General features: G+C 55.6%; 11 protein-coding genes. 9 read left to right on the top strand and 2 right to left on the bottom strand.

Going from position 1 to position 15188, the window contains the following annotated elements:
• The first annotated feature begins 13 nt into the window (after nucleotides 1-13).
• The 4 genes from BN4609_RS16585 (at nucleotide 14) to BN4609_RS10650 (ending at nucleotide 6543) form a co-directional block, all read left to right on the top strand.
• Complete coding sequence (locus tag BN4609_RS16585; protein ID WP_164071648.1) at nucleotides 14-352, top strand: DUF8478 family putative metalloprotein; 339 nt, start codon at nucleotides 14-16, stop codon at nucleotides 350-352.
• 109 nt (nucleotides 353-461) lie between these two features.
• On the top strand, nucleotides 462-2801 hold the full coding sequence (locus BN4609_RS10640) for a TonB-dependent receptor (RefSeq protein ID WP_068856658.1): 2340 nt from the start codon (nucleotides 462-464) through the stop codon (nucleotides 2799-2801).
• Nucleotides 2802-3056: 255 nt separating this feature from the next.
• Complete coding sequence (locus tag BN4609_RS10645) at nucleotides 3057-5279, top strand: TonB-dependent siderophore receptor (RefSeq protein WP_068856659.1); 2223 nt, start codon at nucleotides 3057-3059, stop codon at nucleotides 5277-5279.
• A gap of 64 nt (nucleotides 5280-5343) precedes the next feature.
• Nucleotides 5344-6543: a PepSY-associated TM helix domain-containing protein gene (locus tag BN4609_RS10650; RefSeq protein WP_068856660.1), complete on the top strand. Its 1200-nt coding sequence runs from the start codon at nucleotides 5344-5346 to the stop codon at nucleotides 6541-6543.
• A 101-nt stretch (nucleotides 6544-6644) separates the two neighbouring features.
• On the opposite strand, the gene BN4609_RS10655 is transcribed toward BN4609_RS10650, so the two are convergent.
• Nucleotides 6645-7058, bottom strand: coding sequence for a DUF6515 family protein (locus BN4609_RS10655; protein WP_021992579.1), 414 nt, complete (start codon nucleotides 7056-7058; stop codon nucleotides 6645-6647).
• Nucleotides 7059-7787: 729 nt separating this feature from the next.
• Between BN4609_RS10655 and BN4609_RS10660 the strand changes: the two genes are divergently transcribed.
• The 3 genes from BN4609_RS10660 to BN4609_RS10670 all read left to right on the top strand — a co-directional run bounded on the left by BN4609_RS10660 (nucleotide 7788) and on the right by BN4609_RS10670 (nucleotide 11286).
• Nucleotides 7788-8852 (top strand): glycosyltransferase, encoded by a 1065-nt coding sequence (locus tag BN4609_RS10660; RefSeq protein ID WP_068856662.1) that lies wholly within the window; start codon nucleotides 7788-7790, stop codon nucleotides 8850-8852.
• Between the two features lie 298 nt (nucleotides 8853-9150).
• Nucleotides 9151-9654: a hypothetical protein gene (locus BN4609_RS10665; protein ID WP_068856663.1), complete on the top strand. Its 504-nt coding sequence runs from the start codon at nucleotides 9151-9153 to the stop codon at nucleotides 9652-9654.
• A 9-nt stretch (nucleotides 9655-9663) separates the two neighbouring features.
• Entirely contained in the window at nucleotides 9664-11286 is a 1623-nt protein-coding gene (locus BN4609_RS10670) for a hypothetical protein (protein WP_164071649.1), read from the top strand.
• 257 nt (nucleotides 11287-11543) lie between these two features.
• Here the strand turns inward: BN4609_RS10670 and BN4609_RS16590 are convergent, their stop codons facing one another.
• Nucleotides 11544-11864: a hypothetical protein gene (locus BN4609_RS16590; protein ID WP_164071650.1), complete on the bottom strand. Its 321-nt coding sequence runs from the start codon at nucleotides 11862-11864 to the stop codon at nucleotides 11544-11546.
• Between the two features lie 559 nt (nucleotides 11865-12423).
• Between BN4609_RS16590 and BN4609_RS10675 the strand changes: the two genes are divergently transcribed.
• Both BN4609_RS10675 and BN4609_RS10680 read left to right on the top strand, forming a co-directional pair.
• Nucleotides 12424-13872 carry a lipopolysaccharide biosynthesis protein gene (locus BN4609_RS10675; RefSeq protein WP_068856665.1) on the top strand — a complete coding sequence of 483 codons (1449 nt, stop codon included), beginning with the start codon at nucleotides 12424-12426 and terminating at the stop codon, nucleotides 13870-13872.
• 5 nt (nucleotides 13873-13877) lie between these two features.
• Complete coding sequence (locus BN4609_RS10680) at nucleotides 13878-14840, top strand: glycosyltransferase (RefSeq protein WP_068856666.1); 963 nt, start codon at nucleotides 13878-13880, stop codon at nucleotides 14838-14840.
• Nucleotides 14841-15188: the final 348 nt, after the last annotated feature.

Genomic DNA, 15188 nt, shown 5'->3' on the forward strand with positions numbered 1-15188 from the left:
AACGTAACCGGATTTGAGCAAAAGACTACGCATAACAACGTCACTGTTCCTGCTTGTACTCTTCCTTGTGTTCAAGGCAGGAGCAACGTTGTTTGTACACGTTCACGTCATTGACGGAGTCAAGATTGTCCATTCCCATCCTTATTCGGGCAGCAACCACAGCCACTCATCATCTCAAATCCACTCCATAGCCTATGCCTCTGCCCAGCAGATGACAGCCCCCGGCGAAGCCGCCACGCTGCGTGTATGCCTTCATCTGCTCCATGTCTTTCTGCAGGACGACACGGTAAGCGTTCTTACGGCAGGCTGCATACATGGCGTCAAGAGCCGCGCGCCTCCTTATTTATATTAATATGTCATTACGGTATGCCGGGCATTGTCTGGCAGCACCGCCTTTTTCATCATGCCGGAAGCATTCCGCCGACGGCAGACAAACCATTTATCACACATATTAATACACAATGAGACATCATATTTTAATGCTTGCGCTGGCACTGTACAGCGCATACGGCACAGCGCGTACCGACGGAAACGGACCGGTGACGGAGGGTAACGCGGTAGCCGTACACGTAATAGAGAAAGACAGTGAGGACAATCTGCCGGGCGCAGTAGTAAAGATAAAGGAGACCGGACAGGCGGCAGTGACCGACGCGGACGGACATTGCCTGTTCCGAAACATTCCCGACGGGACATACACACTGACCGTCAGGCTTCTCGGATATGACTCACAGGAGAAGAAGGTGAGCGTGAGCCGCGACTTCGCAGCCGACGTACACTTTGTCATGACAGCCGATGTCACCGTGACCGACGAGGTTGTCGTGTCAGCCAACCGCAACGAGACGAGCCGCCGCGACGCACCTGTCGTGGTGAACGTACTTAACAACAAGCTCTTCGAAGCGGTCAACTCGTCAGACCTCGCCAAGTCTTTGAACTACCAGTCAGGGCTCCGCGTGGAGAACAACTGCCAGAACTGCGGCTTCCCTCAGGTGCGCATAAACGGTCTGGAAGGCCCTTACTCACAGATACTCATCAACAGCCGTCCTGTGGTAAGCGCTCTCTCGGGCGTCTACGGACTTGAACAGATACCGGTGAACATGATAGACCGCGTGGAGATTGTGCGCGGAGGAGGATCCGCGCTGTTCGGAGCCAACGCCGTGGGAGGCACCATCAACGTCATAACAAAGGACCCCGTGAACAACTCCTTTCAGGTTTCATCGACGCTGTCAGACATGAACGGCAAGGCGTGGGAGCAATACTTCGGAGCCAACGCGTCGCTCGTGTCAGACAAGAATACCTATGGCGTGGCACTGTATCAGTCATACCGCAACCGGAATCCGTACGACGCGGACGGCGACGGGTTCTCGGAGCTCGGCAAACTCAACATGAACAGCTTCGGACTACGAGGTTATTACCGTCCGTCACAGTTCAGCCGGCTGGGCATAGAGTATCATGTCACCAACGAGTTCCGCCGCGGAGGCAACAAGTTTGACCTCGAACCGTTCGAGACGGACATCACCGAGCAGACCAAACACGTGATAAACAGCGGCGGACTTACGTATGATGTGTTCTTCAACAGTTACAAGCACAAGCTGTCGTTCTACTCGTCCATACAGCACACCGACCGCAACAGCTACTACGGAGCGCAGCAGAATCCGGACGCATACGGCAAGACCGACGACCTCACATGGGTGGCGGGAGCGATGTACACCGGCAACTTCAGCCGCCTGCTCTTTGCTCCAGCCGTCATAACATCGGGCATTGAGTATCAGAACAACTCGCTCCATGACGTGATGCTCGGCTACAACCGCGACATGAGACAGGACGTGCGCATCGGCGGCGGATTTGTCCAGAGCGAGTGGAAGATAAACCGTTTCACGCTGCTGGCAGGCTTCCGGGTGGACAAGCATAACCTTATAGACAATCCGATATTCAGCCCGCGCGTCAACGTGATGTACAAACCGTCTGACAAACTGCAGGCGCGCCTCACATGGTCCACAGGATTCCGCGCTCCGCAGGCTTACGACGAAGACCTCCACGTGACCGCCGTCGGAGGCGAGGGTGTGCTCATCAGGCTTGCCGAAGGGCTGAAGCCGGAGCGTTCCAACAGTTTCAGCGCGTCGGCAGACCGCACGTTCAGCTTCGGGCACTGGCAAGCCAACCTGCTCGTGGAAGCGTTCTACACACAACTCAACGATGTGTTTGTGCTTGAGAAAACGGGCACGGACGCTTCGGGAAACATAATAAAGGAACGCCGCAACGGCAACGGCGCGAGGGTGTACGGCATAAACTTCGACGGCAAGATAGCCCACGGCTCGGAACTGTCGCTACAGGCAGGCTTCACGGTACAGAGCAGCCGTTACATCAAAAAAGAGAGTTGGAGCGAGGATCCTGACGTCGCTCCGACCAGATACATGCCCCGCACGCCCGGCTGCTACGGCTACTTCACACTCACGAGCGCACCCCTGCGCAACTTCGACTTCTCGCTCTCGGGTGTCTATACGGGCAGAATGCGTGTGCCGCACATCGCTCCCGACGCCTCGGAGATACCCGCCGGATATGAGTACAGCTACATCACGAAAGACGAGCTCGTGCATACACCCGACTTTTTCGAGCTCAACCTCAAGCTCAACTACACGTTCGTGCTCAGCGACCACGTGAAACTGAAGCTCAACGGAGGCGTGCAGAACATGCTCAACGCCTTCCAGAAAGACCTCGACAAAGGCGGTTTCCGCGACTCGGGATACTTTTACGGTCCGGTGCAGCCGCGCACATACTTCATCGGTTTCAAGATAACAAACTGACGTTCCAGGCACGGCAGACCTCTGCCCGCACCGCAACAAGCCCCATACAGGATGCCGCCCCGCATGCCATTACCTTCACTTGTGGCTCCACGCGGCATTTTCCTGTATGACGACTCATACAAATCATAATTATTGGGTATTGTCTGTTATAAGCCCGTACCTTAACTTTGCAGCACTCTTCAGACGCGCACGGACGCATCGGAAGAGTGCTTTTTGTATAAAGGATAATAACAATACAACGACAAACTTATTCATATGGAATCACACACAAAACACACAACACTCTTCAAAACACACACATGCCCTATCCGCATTTTGTCTCTGCTTGTCGCGCTCGCCGCATTCCTGCATGCCGGTGCGGAGAATGCAGAAGACAAAGACGCTCCCAACACAGTGGACACTATGAACATATACAGCCTGAAAGAGGTGGAGGTGTCTGCCAGCATGCGCAACCGCTTTGCCTCACCGACAAGCCACACCGTGGCGAAGATACAGCTCGGCGACCTCGAGAATCCCCAAGTCTATCAGACGGTGAGCAGCGCGCTTCTGAAGGAACAGCTCGTCACGAATCTCAATGACGCTCTGAAGAATGTCCCGGGCGTACAGCGTCTGTGGGAGAGCACCGGCAGACAGAGCGACGGAGGAGAATATTACACCATGCGCGGATTCTCCGTACAGCCCACCATCATCAACGGTGTGGCAGGTCTGAGCAACGGAGCTCTCGACCCGGCAAACGTTGCCAAGATAGAAGCGATAAAAGGTCCGTCGGGCACTCTATACGGAGGCAACCTCATAAGTTACGGAGGTCTGATAAACATAGTGACCAAGACACCCTACAACAGTTTCGGAGGCAGCGTGGGATATATGACAGGCAGCCACGGACTGAACAGGTTCACTGCCGATGTGAACACCCCTCTCAGCAGCAAGGCATACCTGCGTGTCAACGCAGCCTACCACTATCAGCGCAGCTTTCAGGACGCCGGTTTCAGCCGGTCGCTGTTCATCGCGCCATCCTTCCGCTTCGACGCGAGCGACCGTCTGACGTTTCTTGTCAACGCCGAATACTACGCACCCGAGCGCGCAGTAGCTCCAATGATATTTCTCTACCGCTCGTCGGATGTGCAGTTCAAGGACACCAGACTCTTCGACGCGGCATACAAGAGGAGCTTCACAAGCGATGAGCTCACCATAAGCAATCCCACTTTCGGGCTGCAGGCGCAGGCTTTGTACAACATCAACAGCCATTGGAGCTCTCAGACAATAGTGTCGAGCAGCATAGCAGGGAGCGACGGCTACTACACTTACCTCTGGAACAACCAGTCGTCGCAGCTCTTCACACGCTACGCATCTAAGGTCAACTCCACTTCCTCGGCAATAAACATACAGCAGAACTTCAATGCCGACCACCGCTTCGGCACCGTACGCAACCGCTTTCTTGCCGGTGCCGACTTCCTGCAGCGCAACATTGTGAACAACGCCAACCCGTGGGTGGCAAACGGAGAAGTGTCTTTAGCGGACGGAAGCGACACAGGTGTGCTTACGGCATCTGCCATAGACAAGCTCGTGGCAGAAGGCAACGCCACACAAAGCAGGGCTAAGGTGACCATCTACGGAGTGTATGTGTCTGACGTGATAGATATCACACGCCACCTGTCAGCACTCGTCGGACTGCGCCTTGACAACTATTCGGGAGGCTCCATGTACGCGACGGAGGAAGTGAAAGACCAGCTTTCGTTCTCCCAGAAGCTCGGACTGGTGTTCCAACCCCTGCCCGACAAGCTGTCGTTGTTTGCCAACTACATGAACGGCTTCACCAACAACGACCCTGTATCAGTGTATGACAAGGACGGCAAGTTCGTGAAAACGAAGGTGCTCGACCCCGAACATGCCAACCAGTGGGAGGCTGGAGTGAAAGCCAATCTGTGGGACGAGCGGCTCACACTCACGGCAAGCTACTATGACATACGTGTGGGCAACCGCAGCATGACCGACCCCGACAACCCGCTCAACACCATCCAGGGTGGCGTGGAAAGGAGCAAAGGCGTGGAGCTGAGCCTCACAGCCAACCCGCTGACAGGGCTCAACGTCATCATGGGATACAGCTACAACGACAACAAGATTACCAAGGACGCCGCCGACGGCGACTATCTCGGACGCCGGTCGGAGAGCGCCGGACCGGCTCACATGTTCAACCTGTGGGCAAGCTACCGTTTCTTCACAGGTGCGCTGAAAGGCTGGTCGGTGGGTCTGGGAGGCAACGCCGCAAGCGAGAACAAGGTTCTCAACAGGCGCAGCACAGGCACATTCGCATTGCCCGGATATGTTGTCGTGAACGGACTCCTGTCGTACACCGGCGACCGCTACACCATTTCGCTCAAGGCAGACAACCTGCTCAACAAGAAATATTACAACGGCTGGAGCACGGTGTCGCCCCAGCGGCTGTTCAATGTGTCCATAGGTGCGGAGTACCGTTTCTGATTATGCACACCGGACAAGCATAAGATGATATCAAATAAAAACCGTAACAAAGGCGTTAAATGTAATGAAGATACGCAAGATTGCCTATAAACTGCACCTGTGGGTGGGACTTGTGACAGGACTGATAGTCTTCATCGTATGTCTCACGGGCTGTGTTTGGGCGTTCAAGCTCAACGGATGGATTGACGGGAAAGAATCCGTGGCGTCAGTCACGAAGGCTCACGGCTTCATGCGTCCGTCGGTTGCCGTCGCCCGCTCGTCAGCCGTCATCGGAGAAAGACAGCCCGAATCGGTCACCTACACGCCCGAAGGAGTTGTAGAGGTGGCATTCCGCGACAGCTCGGGAGTGACCTCAGTGAGTCTGGATGCCGCCGAAGGACGAATCCTTGACGTGCGCCACACGCCGCAGCACGACATATGGAGCTTCATAGGTGAGGGTCATTACTCGCTCTGGCTGCCCGTAAGCATAGGACGCCCGATAGTAGGCTACGCCACCCTGCTGTTCTTCCTGACCCTCATTTCCGGACTTGTACTCTGGTGGCCGAAGAACCGCCGTGCGCTCAGAGCGGCTCTTCTGCCGAAGTGGAACGTCGGCACCCGACTGCCACGACGGCTTTACGACCTTCACAACGTAATAGGATTCTACGCCGCGCCGCCGCTCATAGTCATCGCCATGACAGGTATGGTGTGGGCGATTGACTGGTGGGGCGACGGCATATATGCCCTGACGTCCGGCGGGAAGAGCGAGGTGCCGTGGCGGTTGGCACAGTCGGACACCACAGCCGTCCTCTCTCAAAAAGACGGCGGCGGCTCATCCGCCACATTCGACATCACCCGTGCTGACATGCTCACAGACAGTCTGTACAGAACGATGTCCTCACCGCGCCTCATGATGGTGTCGTTGCCCGACACGGCAGACAAGACCTCGGCTCTCGTGGTGGTGGCTCAGCGCGACCGGCTTGTATATTATGACGCTGACCGCATGTCTTTCGACCGCTACACTTTTAAGGAAATCACCCCCGAAGGAGCATATCACGGAAAGTATGCCGACAAGACCTTTGCCGACCGTCTGCGCCGTATGAACTATGACATACACACCGGAGGCATAGCCGGACAGGGCGGTCGCGTCATCATATTCGTTGCCTCTCTCTTCGGCATGACCCTCCCGTGGACCGGTGTCGCACTCTACATCAACAAGCGTCGGAAGCGGAACAAGCATAAGGACAAGACCGCAAACAAACACATAACGCAGCATACGCCATAGCTGTATATAACGGATGAGGATGCACCCGTAAGGGCACATCCTCATCATCTTTCATCAATGAACTCACAATCTCATATGTCAACGTCTGCCGTAATCATATATCAGACAAACCCCACCACCTTATACATCTTTCCGTGCCGTGTCTTCACCTTCTTATACAGCACTCCGTCTGAAAGATAAAGTTTCTCCTTGTTGCGTCTGACAGTCTTCGGTTTGTATATCTTCTCGACGAGAAGACCTATCGGCGGACGCACTATCTCATACCTCGACGGCGCGAGCTTACGGTAGTATCTGCCTCCTTCGTCGTATATGAACCGCAGTCCGTTGAAGCTCACATATATGCTCTTCGACGGTATGACGCTTATTGTCCTGCTTCCGAAAGTCCTGTGGCTCGGTGCAACCACTTCCACTCTCCTCACCTTCTTCGGCTTTTTGGGTTTGTGAGGTTGTGCCAACGCTCCTGTGCATGCCATACTCATGACAGCTGCAATCATACAAACAATAATCTTCTTCATAACAGTCAGTTTTTTGTGGTTGTTGTTATTGTTATACTATCACTCTCTTGCGGTATGATGTCATTATCCCCATACAACAGTCTGTATGTGTCTGTGACATTCCGCCACTCAGCCGTTGCCGGCGTTTCCGAGACAGAACAGGCATTCGCAATGAGTGTCTGTGCTCCGCATTGCCTATGCCGTTTGTCTTTTGCAAAGACAGTGCAAGCGAGCGGAAAGAGAGCTTGCTCTTTATTTCCCGAGTGCCGCCTGTCTTATGCAAAGATGGTGCAAGGCGAGAGCAACGACAAAGTGGAAAAACAGAGTTTTTACAACTTTGGCATTGCCGAGCCGAAGTTTATCTTATGCAAAGGTGAAAATAAAATATCATTCCCGCAAAATGATATCCCTAAACCTGCATAGGGAAAAACCTAAACGTTGTAGAATATTCCCTATCGTTGGCTTGACGGCAAGGCGGCATACATATAAGCATATGATAAGAGGATGGTCAAAAACAGACGGTTTTGTTTTGTAAGTCGGACTGTTTGCACTATCTTTGTATAAGATAAGCTGCGGTTCGGCAATGCATAAAATGAAAACACTACGTGATTTCCATTTTCCATTGCACTCACCTTGCACTATCTTTGTATAAGACAGGCTGCACTCGGGAAAGCCAGAAAAAGATTTTGTCACACCCGTTCACACCTTATATTATATATAACAACACCCACCCGCATACAGACAACAGGCATGAAAGTATATTTCTATCACACGCAGGACATCGCACACATCCGCAGACGGATGGAGGCGGGAGAGTTTCCGGCACACTTCCTTTACGGAGCCGCCGGACTGGAGGCAAACGGCATAGGCGTGGTCTGGCACCGCTCGCGTCCCGGTCTGCCCCGATGGCGCATGATGCTCCGCAACGCCCGGCTCATACTCACCTCACGCGAGCGTTTCGACGCCGTGTATGCCACCCATTACCGGGGGCTCGAGCTCATAGTCCTTCTGCGCGCGCTGCGTCTGTTCCGCCGCCCCGTTGTGATATGGCACCACCAGCCTGTGGTCACCTCCAAGGGTTTTGTGCGTGAGCGTTTCGGCAGACTGTTCTATCGGGGATTCGACCGCATGATATTCTTCTCGCAGAAACTGATGGACGACTCGCTCCATTCGCCCAAGGCGCGACCGTCACGCATGGTGCTCGGACACTGGGGGGCGGACCTCGGTTTCTACGACCGTGTGATGGCTGAGGGCGGCGACCGGCGCACGGGATTCATATCCACGGGCAAGGAACTGCGCGACATGCCGACGCTCGTCAGAGCGTTCAACCGCACAGGAGCGCGCCTCGACATATACACCGGACGCAACACGGGAGGGGTGAACTATGAGGAGGTGTTCGCGGCGAATCCTCCAAAGGAGAACATCAGGGTGCACTACGTCAACGGACTTTGTCCCTACGAGCTCAGCCTGAAGGTGAACCGCGCCGCCTGTGTGGTGATATGCTGCAAGGAGACGAGATACACCGTGGGGCTCACCACCGTGGTGGAGGCTCTCGCCCTCGGACTGCCCGTCATATGCAGCCGCAACCCTCAGATACCCGTAGACTTCGAGGCGGAGGGCTGCGGCATCACAGTGCCCTACTACGACACCGACGGATGGGAACGGGCTGTGCGCTACATCACCGACCATCCCGACGAGGCGCGCGAGATGGGAAGGCGGGGCAGACGTCTCGCCGAGCGGATGTTCAACGACAGCAGGTGCGCGCGCGAGGTGGCGGAGGTGCTGCGCGGTGCGGTGAAGGAGAACGGACGGTGATGCGGGAACATTGTGTTTTACTGTTTTACCCCCCGTTAATACATATGACATATACTTAGTTAAAGTATCGAAAATATCTCATTTCATTACATTATGATATGTTTTATATTAAAATGTTTCACTAAATTGCACGTCAGACAATACAATCTGAAACGTCAGCCGAGCCGGTCATTGTGGTGTCCGGACCTTTCCGGGAATGCTGCCACACGGATGTGGCAACCGGCAACGGCACGGCTTTGGCGTCAGAAACCTGTTTGCTCGCAACGGACATTTACTAACTCTTTAAACATATCAGATTATGAAAGGCTATATCATTTCCTTCTGCATGGTGCTGGCGGCTCTGCTTCTGTCCACACTATCGTTCCTTGTAAACAACAGTACTTACATAACCATACACTCGCTTCCCGGCATCGCGCTCGCGGCAATAGTGCTGTGGCGGCTGCATCAGGTGAGCCGCAAAGGTCTCGACGAACGCCGCCATGCCCTTGCAATGATGTGCGGATGGCTCTTTTTCTTCGTAGTCCTCACCGGACCGCTGCTTGTCGACGGTTATCCGGCGTACTCCACAGTCATCGTTCTCGGCTGGGGCATCGCCGTGGCTATGGCTTGTCTGTTCCACTTATACCGCAACGTGGCGGTGGGAGCGGCAGGCGTGGCAGTGTGGATCGCGTTCGTAGCCTTCGCCGTGCCGGCATGGTCGTCCTACTGCAACAACCATACAGACTCGCGGGCTGACAACACCGGGCAGAGCACCGGGGTGCAGGCAGCCGACGGTGAGGGCGCGATGCGCATAACCGGATGATTAAAACATATGATAAAAAAAATGATTTCAGATTCTCTCTTAACTCCTGCCACGAGGACACTCATTCTTGCGGCAGGAGTGTTTTTTTGCGTTTCCCATCATGAGGCGGCGGCTCAGATGCCGGCGGACAGTCTCAGTCTGACGTCGATGACATTCGTGCGGCAGTCGTTCGCGCGCAATTTCTACAACTCGTCGAAGGTGATGAGCAGCATCAACATGGACGGAGCGCGGCTCTTCCTGCCCGATGCAGCCGACGTGGTGCTGATGGGCGGCGACAGCACCGAAGCCGTGACGATGAGGCAGGAGGGGCGCACGCTCCTGCTCGGCACACCGGCTGACAGGCGGGCGGCGTCCACACTGCGTGTCGGAGCGTTCCATCCCTACCTGTGCTATGAGGCTCGGTTCAGCGGTGTGGACGACGGTGAGACAGCCGGGATAGACTTCGCCGCAAACGACGGGAGCGGAACGGTGATACGCACCGTGTACAGCCGGGGGCGCATAGTGTCGTATCTCACCGGCGCGGACGGCACAAAGGAGCTTGCCTCCAAGGATGTGGGACGGCTCGGAAGGGTGGCTCTGCGCGTGCAGTACACTGGCGTGCGGTTTCACGTCTTCATGCTCCGCGACGACGGTGAGGCGCGTCTGCTCTACAGCGCGGAGCGCGACATGCGCCGCGCCGACACCTGCACGCGCTTCTCGTTCGGTGTGCGCGCGGAGCTGCCTGAGGGCGGAAGCGTGAGGCTGGAAGACGCCCGCAGTCTGCTGGCATGCGGCACCGGACAGGCAGACCCGCAGGTGGTGCAGCTGAAGGACGGCTCTCCGCTCATACGCGACGGACGGCTTTATGTATGCATGACCACCAGAGGATTCGAGCGCATATGCGACTCGTGGCAGGGAGTGTACTCCATCGGCACCGACTCATACGACCTGCGGCTCGAGGGCGCGCTCTTCTTCGGCAAGGGCGACGGACTGATGTACGGCTTCCACGCCACGAAGATGGTGTACGACGAGGACGCAGGACGCTTCCTGGTGATGACCACCACGCATGAGGACACCCACACGCTCGCCTTCTGCTCGTCCGAAGCCGACCTGCTCCACGGCATGCATTATCTGGAGTGCGAGGAGCTGCCGTTCCCCCACAGCTACTCCAACGGACACGGGTTCAATACCGAGGACCCTGACTTCTTCTTCGACAGCGGTGCCGGGAAATGGCGTCTCGCCTACTGCGCGCTGAAAGACGGATCGTACGTGACGTATCTCTGCGAGAGCGACAACTGGGACGGACCGTACCGGCAGGTGGCTGAGTCCGACCGCAACAACAACACCGGGATAAGGATAACGACCGTGGGCGGAAGGCGGCATGTGCTGAGCGGCGGTCCGGGCACGACGTTCTACATCTACGACTATCCGTCGCTGCGGTGTCTCGGCACGTTCAGCCAGCAGTTCCCCAACGGCGGATTCAGGGGTTGGCCAACCATAGTGCCCGTGCCATACGGCAACTTTGAGCGTTACCTGTGGATAACATTCGACCGCGGAGCACAGACCGGCCGCTATTCGTACGGCACGCTTTACTTCTACCTCGGTGACAGGATGTGGCGCCGCCATGACCCTGACGGGAACAAACGGCATTGACCGCGCCACATTGCATTCCCCCGCTCACCCCTCCGCATCCTAAAAGTAGAGACGCAAAATCTTGCGTCTCACGATTAGGTCAGCCCAATTTTCATTGACAGGAATATGCATATAATAAATGTGCACGTTGCTCGTGAGACGCAAAATTTTGCGTCTCTACAGGCTGGCGCCATTGGTATGGCATGGGGGAAAATATCTTGCTGGGCGGGGACATCCATTTTCCGCAATGTCAATATCGCATCACCCTCAACACGCTTTCACGTATGTGTCATATCGCGGGCATGGCGCGGAATGAATAAAAATACGTTTCCGACGGTAAAATATTTTGACAAAAATAATTTCATAAACAGGATATGATATACCGGAAAAATGTCTTTTACGATACCGAAAAAGTGGAACGGCGATGCGGCATGCTCCGTCGCGTCACGCAGGAAAGCCTGTTCCGCAGCACCATAACGGCTCTTTCGCACCGCAAAAAAGGCTGAACGGCAATGCGGAACGGGCTTTTCGGACTTGCGGAAAAGCCCGTTCCGCACGACGGGAAAAACAATATCAGTCCGTCGAAAGGCATAAGCCATTGTATATCAACACATTGGTAAAACCGTCTGAAAACCGCGCGTACGCCGCCACACATGTTCCCGTCCGCGAAAAAACAGCTCTCGCGAGGTTGACGTTGTTGCCGGATGAATAAATATTCACTATCACCGCATGTTTATGCAAAACCCGTACTGACATGCGGCGGCACCATAACCACAACATGTCATTATACCGCCGGAGTACGTTCCTCACCCTATTCACATGCCCTTCAACACTCCTCCTCACCGCTGACGGCATATTGCCTGCCGCTTCCGCACGGTGTAGTCCGCCTCAACTTCAGTAAAAACGTAAGCCTATATGCCTTACAGCGGCACGGCATATGTATGCAATATGACAACCGGTTGCGGACAAGCCATGACCGGCAACGACCCCGCCGGACGCGGAAGGGCGTCAGCCGGACGGCACGATTGCGGCACACGGGGACGGCGGAAGGAAATTATTTCTGCGTTTTTCTTTGATTATTAGCCGATAAGCATTACTTTTGCGCATGTTTCGCACACCCCGGCGGCTGCGGGACACTCATCATCCTGAACGGGCGGAATGGAATCACTGAAAGAAAAAACGGCAAAAGGACTGTTCTGGGGAAGCATGAACAACGGCGTGCAACAGATTGTGGGCGTGGTGTTCGGCATCATCCTCGGACGGCTGCTGTCACAGTCGGACTACGGCATGATGGCAATGATAAGCGTATTCTCGCTCGTAGCCACGGCACTGCAGGACAGCGGTTTCCGCACAGCCCTCACCAATCTGCGCGACCCCAAGGACAGCGACTACAACTCGGTGTTCTGGTTCAACATAATAGTGGGCACGCTGATGTATGCCGTGCTCTTCTTCTGCGCGCCGCTCATAGGACGCTACTACAACGCGCCCGACGTGGTGCCGCTCTGCCGCTACGCCTTCCTGAGCATCATCATAGCGTCGCTGGGCACGGCTCAGTCGGCTTATCTCTTCAAGCGTCTGCAGGCGAAGCAGCAGGCGAAGGCGGCGATGACGGCAGTGCTGGCGTCGAGCGTCACGGGCTCGGTGATGGCATGGCAGGGCATGGCATACTGGTCGCTGGCTACGCAGGGACTGGTGTATGTGTCGATAAACACGTTCATGCAGTGGCACTACTCGCCGTGGCGGCCGTCGCTCAGAGGCATAACGTTCGAGCCGGTGAGGCGCATGTTCCGCTTCTCTTTCAAGATTCTGGCAACCACCATCATGACCCACGTCAACAACAACGTGCTCAACATCCTGCTGGGACACTACTTCTCGCCGCGCGACACGGGCGTGTACAATCAGGCTTATCAGTGGAACACCAAGTGCTCATCGCTCGTTCAGAGCATGGTGACGCAGGTGGCGCAGCCCGTACTCGTGGGTCTCGACAACGAGAAAGGGCGTCAGATGAACGCCTTCCGCAAGATGATGCGCTTCACGGCGTTCGTCTCCTTCCCGCTCATGCTGGGCTTCGGACTGGTGGCGAGGGAGTTCATCGTGTTGGCGATAACCGAGAAGTGGCTGCCCAGCGTGTATCTCATACAGATTCTCTGCATCAGCGGCGCGGTGGTTCCGCTGTCCACCCTGCTGTCGAACATGATAATAAGCAAGGGGCGGTCGGGCACGTTCTTCTGGTGTACGTTCTCGCTCGGCATAGCTCTCATATTGCTCATGCTGCTCATATGGCAGCTTGGCATAACGGCGATGGTGACGGGCTACGTGGCTGTCAACGTGGCGTGGCTCTTCGTGTGGCTCTTCTTCGTGCGCCGGCTCACGGGCTACGGTGTCATGATGTTCCTGCGCGACACGGTGCCCTTCGCCCTTGCGGCTGGCGGAGTGATGGCTCTGGTCTATGCTGTGACGGCTCCGATAGCCTCCCTGTGGCTGCTCCTCGCGGTGCGCATAGTGCTTGCCGTGGCGGCATACTACGCCGTGATGCGGATTGCGAGGGTGAGGATACTGGACGAATGCACGTCGTTCGTGCTTTCAAGAATAAGGAAAAAACACTGAGCAACATGACGAAAGGAAAAACGGTGGCGGTGGTGATGTGCACCTACAACGGCGGTATGTTCCTGCGCGAACAGCTCGACTCCATACTGCGGCAGACCTACCCGATAAGCGAGATAATAGTGCAGGACGACTGTTCTACGGACGACACCATGGACATACTGCGCTCCTACGCTGCCCGCGACAGCCGCGTGAGGGTGACAAGAAATGCTGTCAACCTCGGGTTCAACCGCAACTTCAGGAGCGCGGTGATGAAAGCCACGGCAGACTTCGTGGCTATCTCCGACCAGGACGACGTGTGGATGCCCGACAAGATAGGGCTTATGGCGGAGGCGATAGGCGACTATAACATATGCTACTCCGACCATCTGCGCGGCACGACGATGGAGACGGCGCACACGGTGAGCCCGCGCTGCTCGCTCGAGGCTCTGATGTTCGGCGGCTTCGCGGGGCATACGATGCTCCTGAGACGCGATTACGTGCAGCGTGAAGATGTGTGGATGGAGGGCATATACTACGACTGGAGTCTCGGACTGAACGCATGGTTTCACGGCGAAAAGGCGATAACGCACATCAGCAAACCGCTCAACTGGCATCGCTCACACCCACGCGAGGCGGCACTGTTGCAGAGTATGAGCGCCGGTCCCGCACCTAAGAGGCGTCCCACGTGGCAGCCATACGTCCTCGGCATAGCCCACTACCGCCGCCTGCAACGCAAACCTACGTGGCAGAGGCTCTACTCACACATAATGGTACACACGCGCCAGCCGCGCTTCAGGCTCCACCACACCATGGCGCGGCTCATGCTCAGCCGCAGTCCGCTGGCTCTGCTGCGACTCTGCGCCATATGCATGAGGCACCGTCGCGACATCTATCCCGACGCGGCTAAGGCTCGCGGAGTGATGGGAATGGTACGCGGCTTCTTCCACCCGATGATATTCGCCTACCGCTGTTCGCTGTTCGACCTGTGAGCCTCGGGCGATATGGCATGCCTTAAGCACCCCTCACCCTACCTCCCATCGCCTTTACGCATAGTCAATATCGCACGCAAGAGACTATACATGCCGCGATATCACATCCCAACATCACGGCGTCAGCCCTGTAGAGACGCAAAATCTTGCGTCTCACGAGCAACGGACTCAATTTCTATCAGCATATTCCCGTCAATATATATTGGGCTTACCTTCTTGTGAGACGCAAGATTTTGCGTCTCTACTTTTAGGATACGGCGATATAAGACAGAAAGTTGCATCATTTCATTACAACGGCGTCTGCCTGTAGAGACGCAAAATCTTGCGTCTCACGAGCAATGAACTCAA

The organism is Leyella lascolaii, from assembly GCF_900079775.1.
In the GTDB taxonomy this organism is placed as follows: domain Bacteria; phylum Bacteroidota; class Bacteroidia; order Bacteroidales; family Bacteroidaceae; genus Prevotella; species Prevotella lascolaii.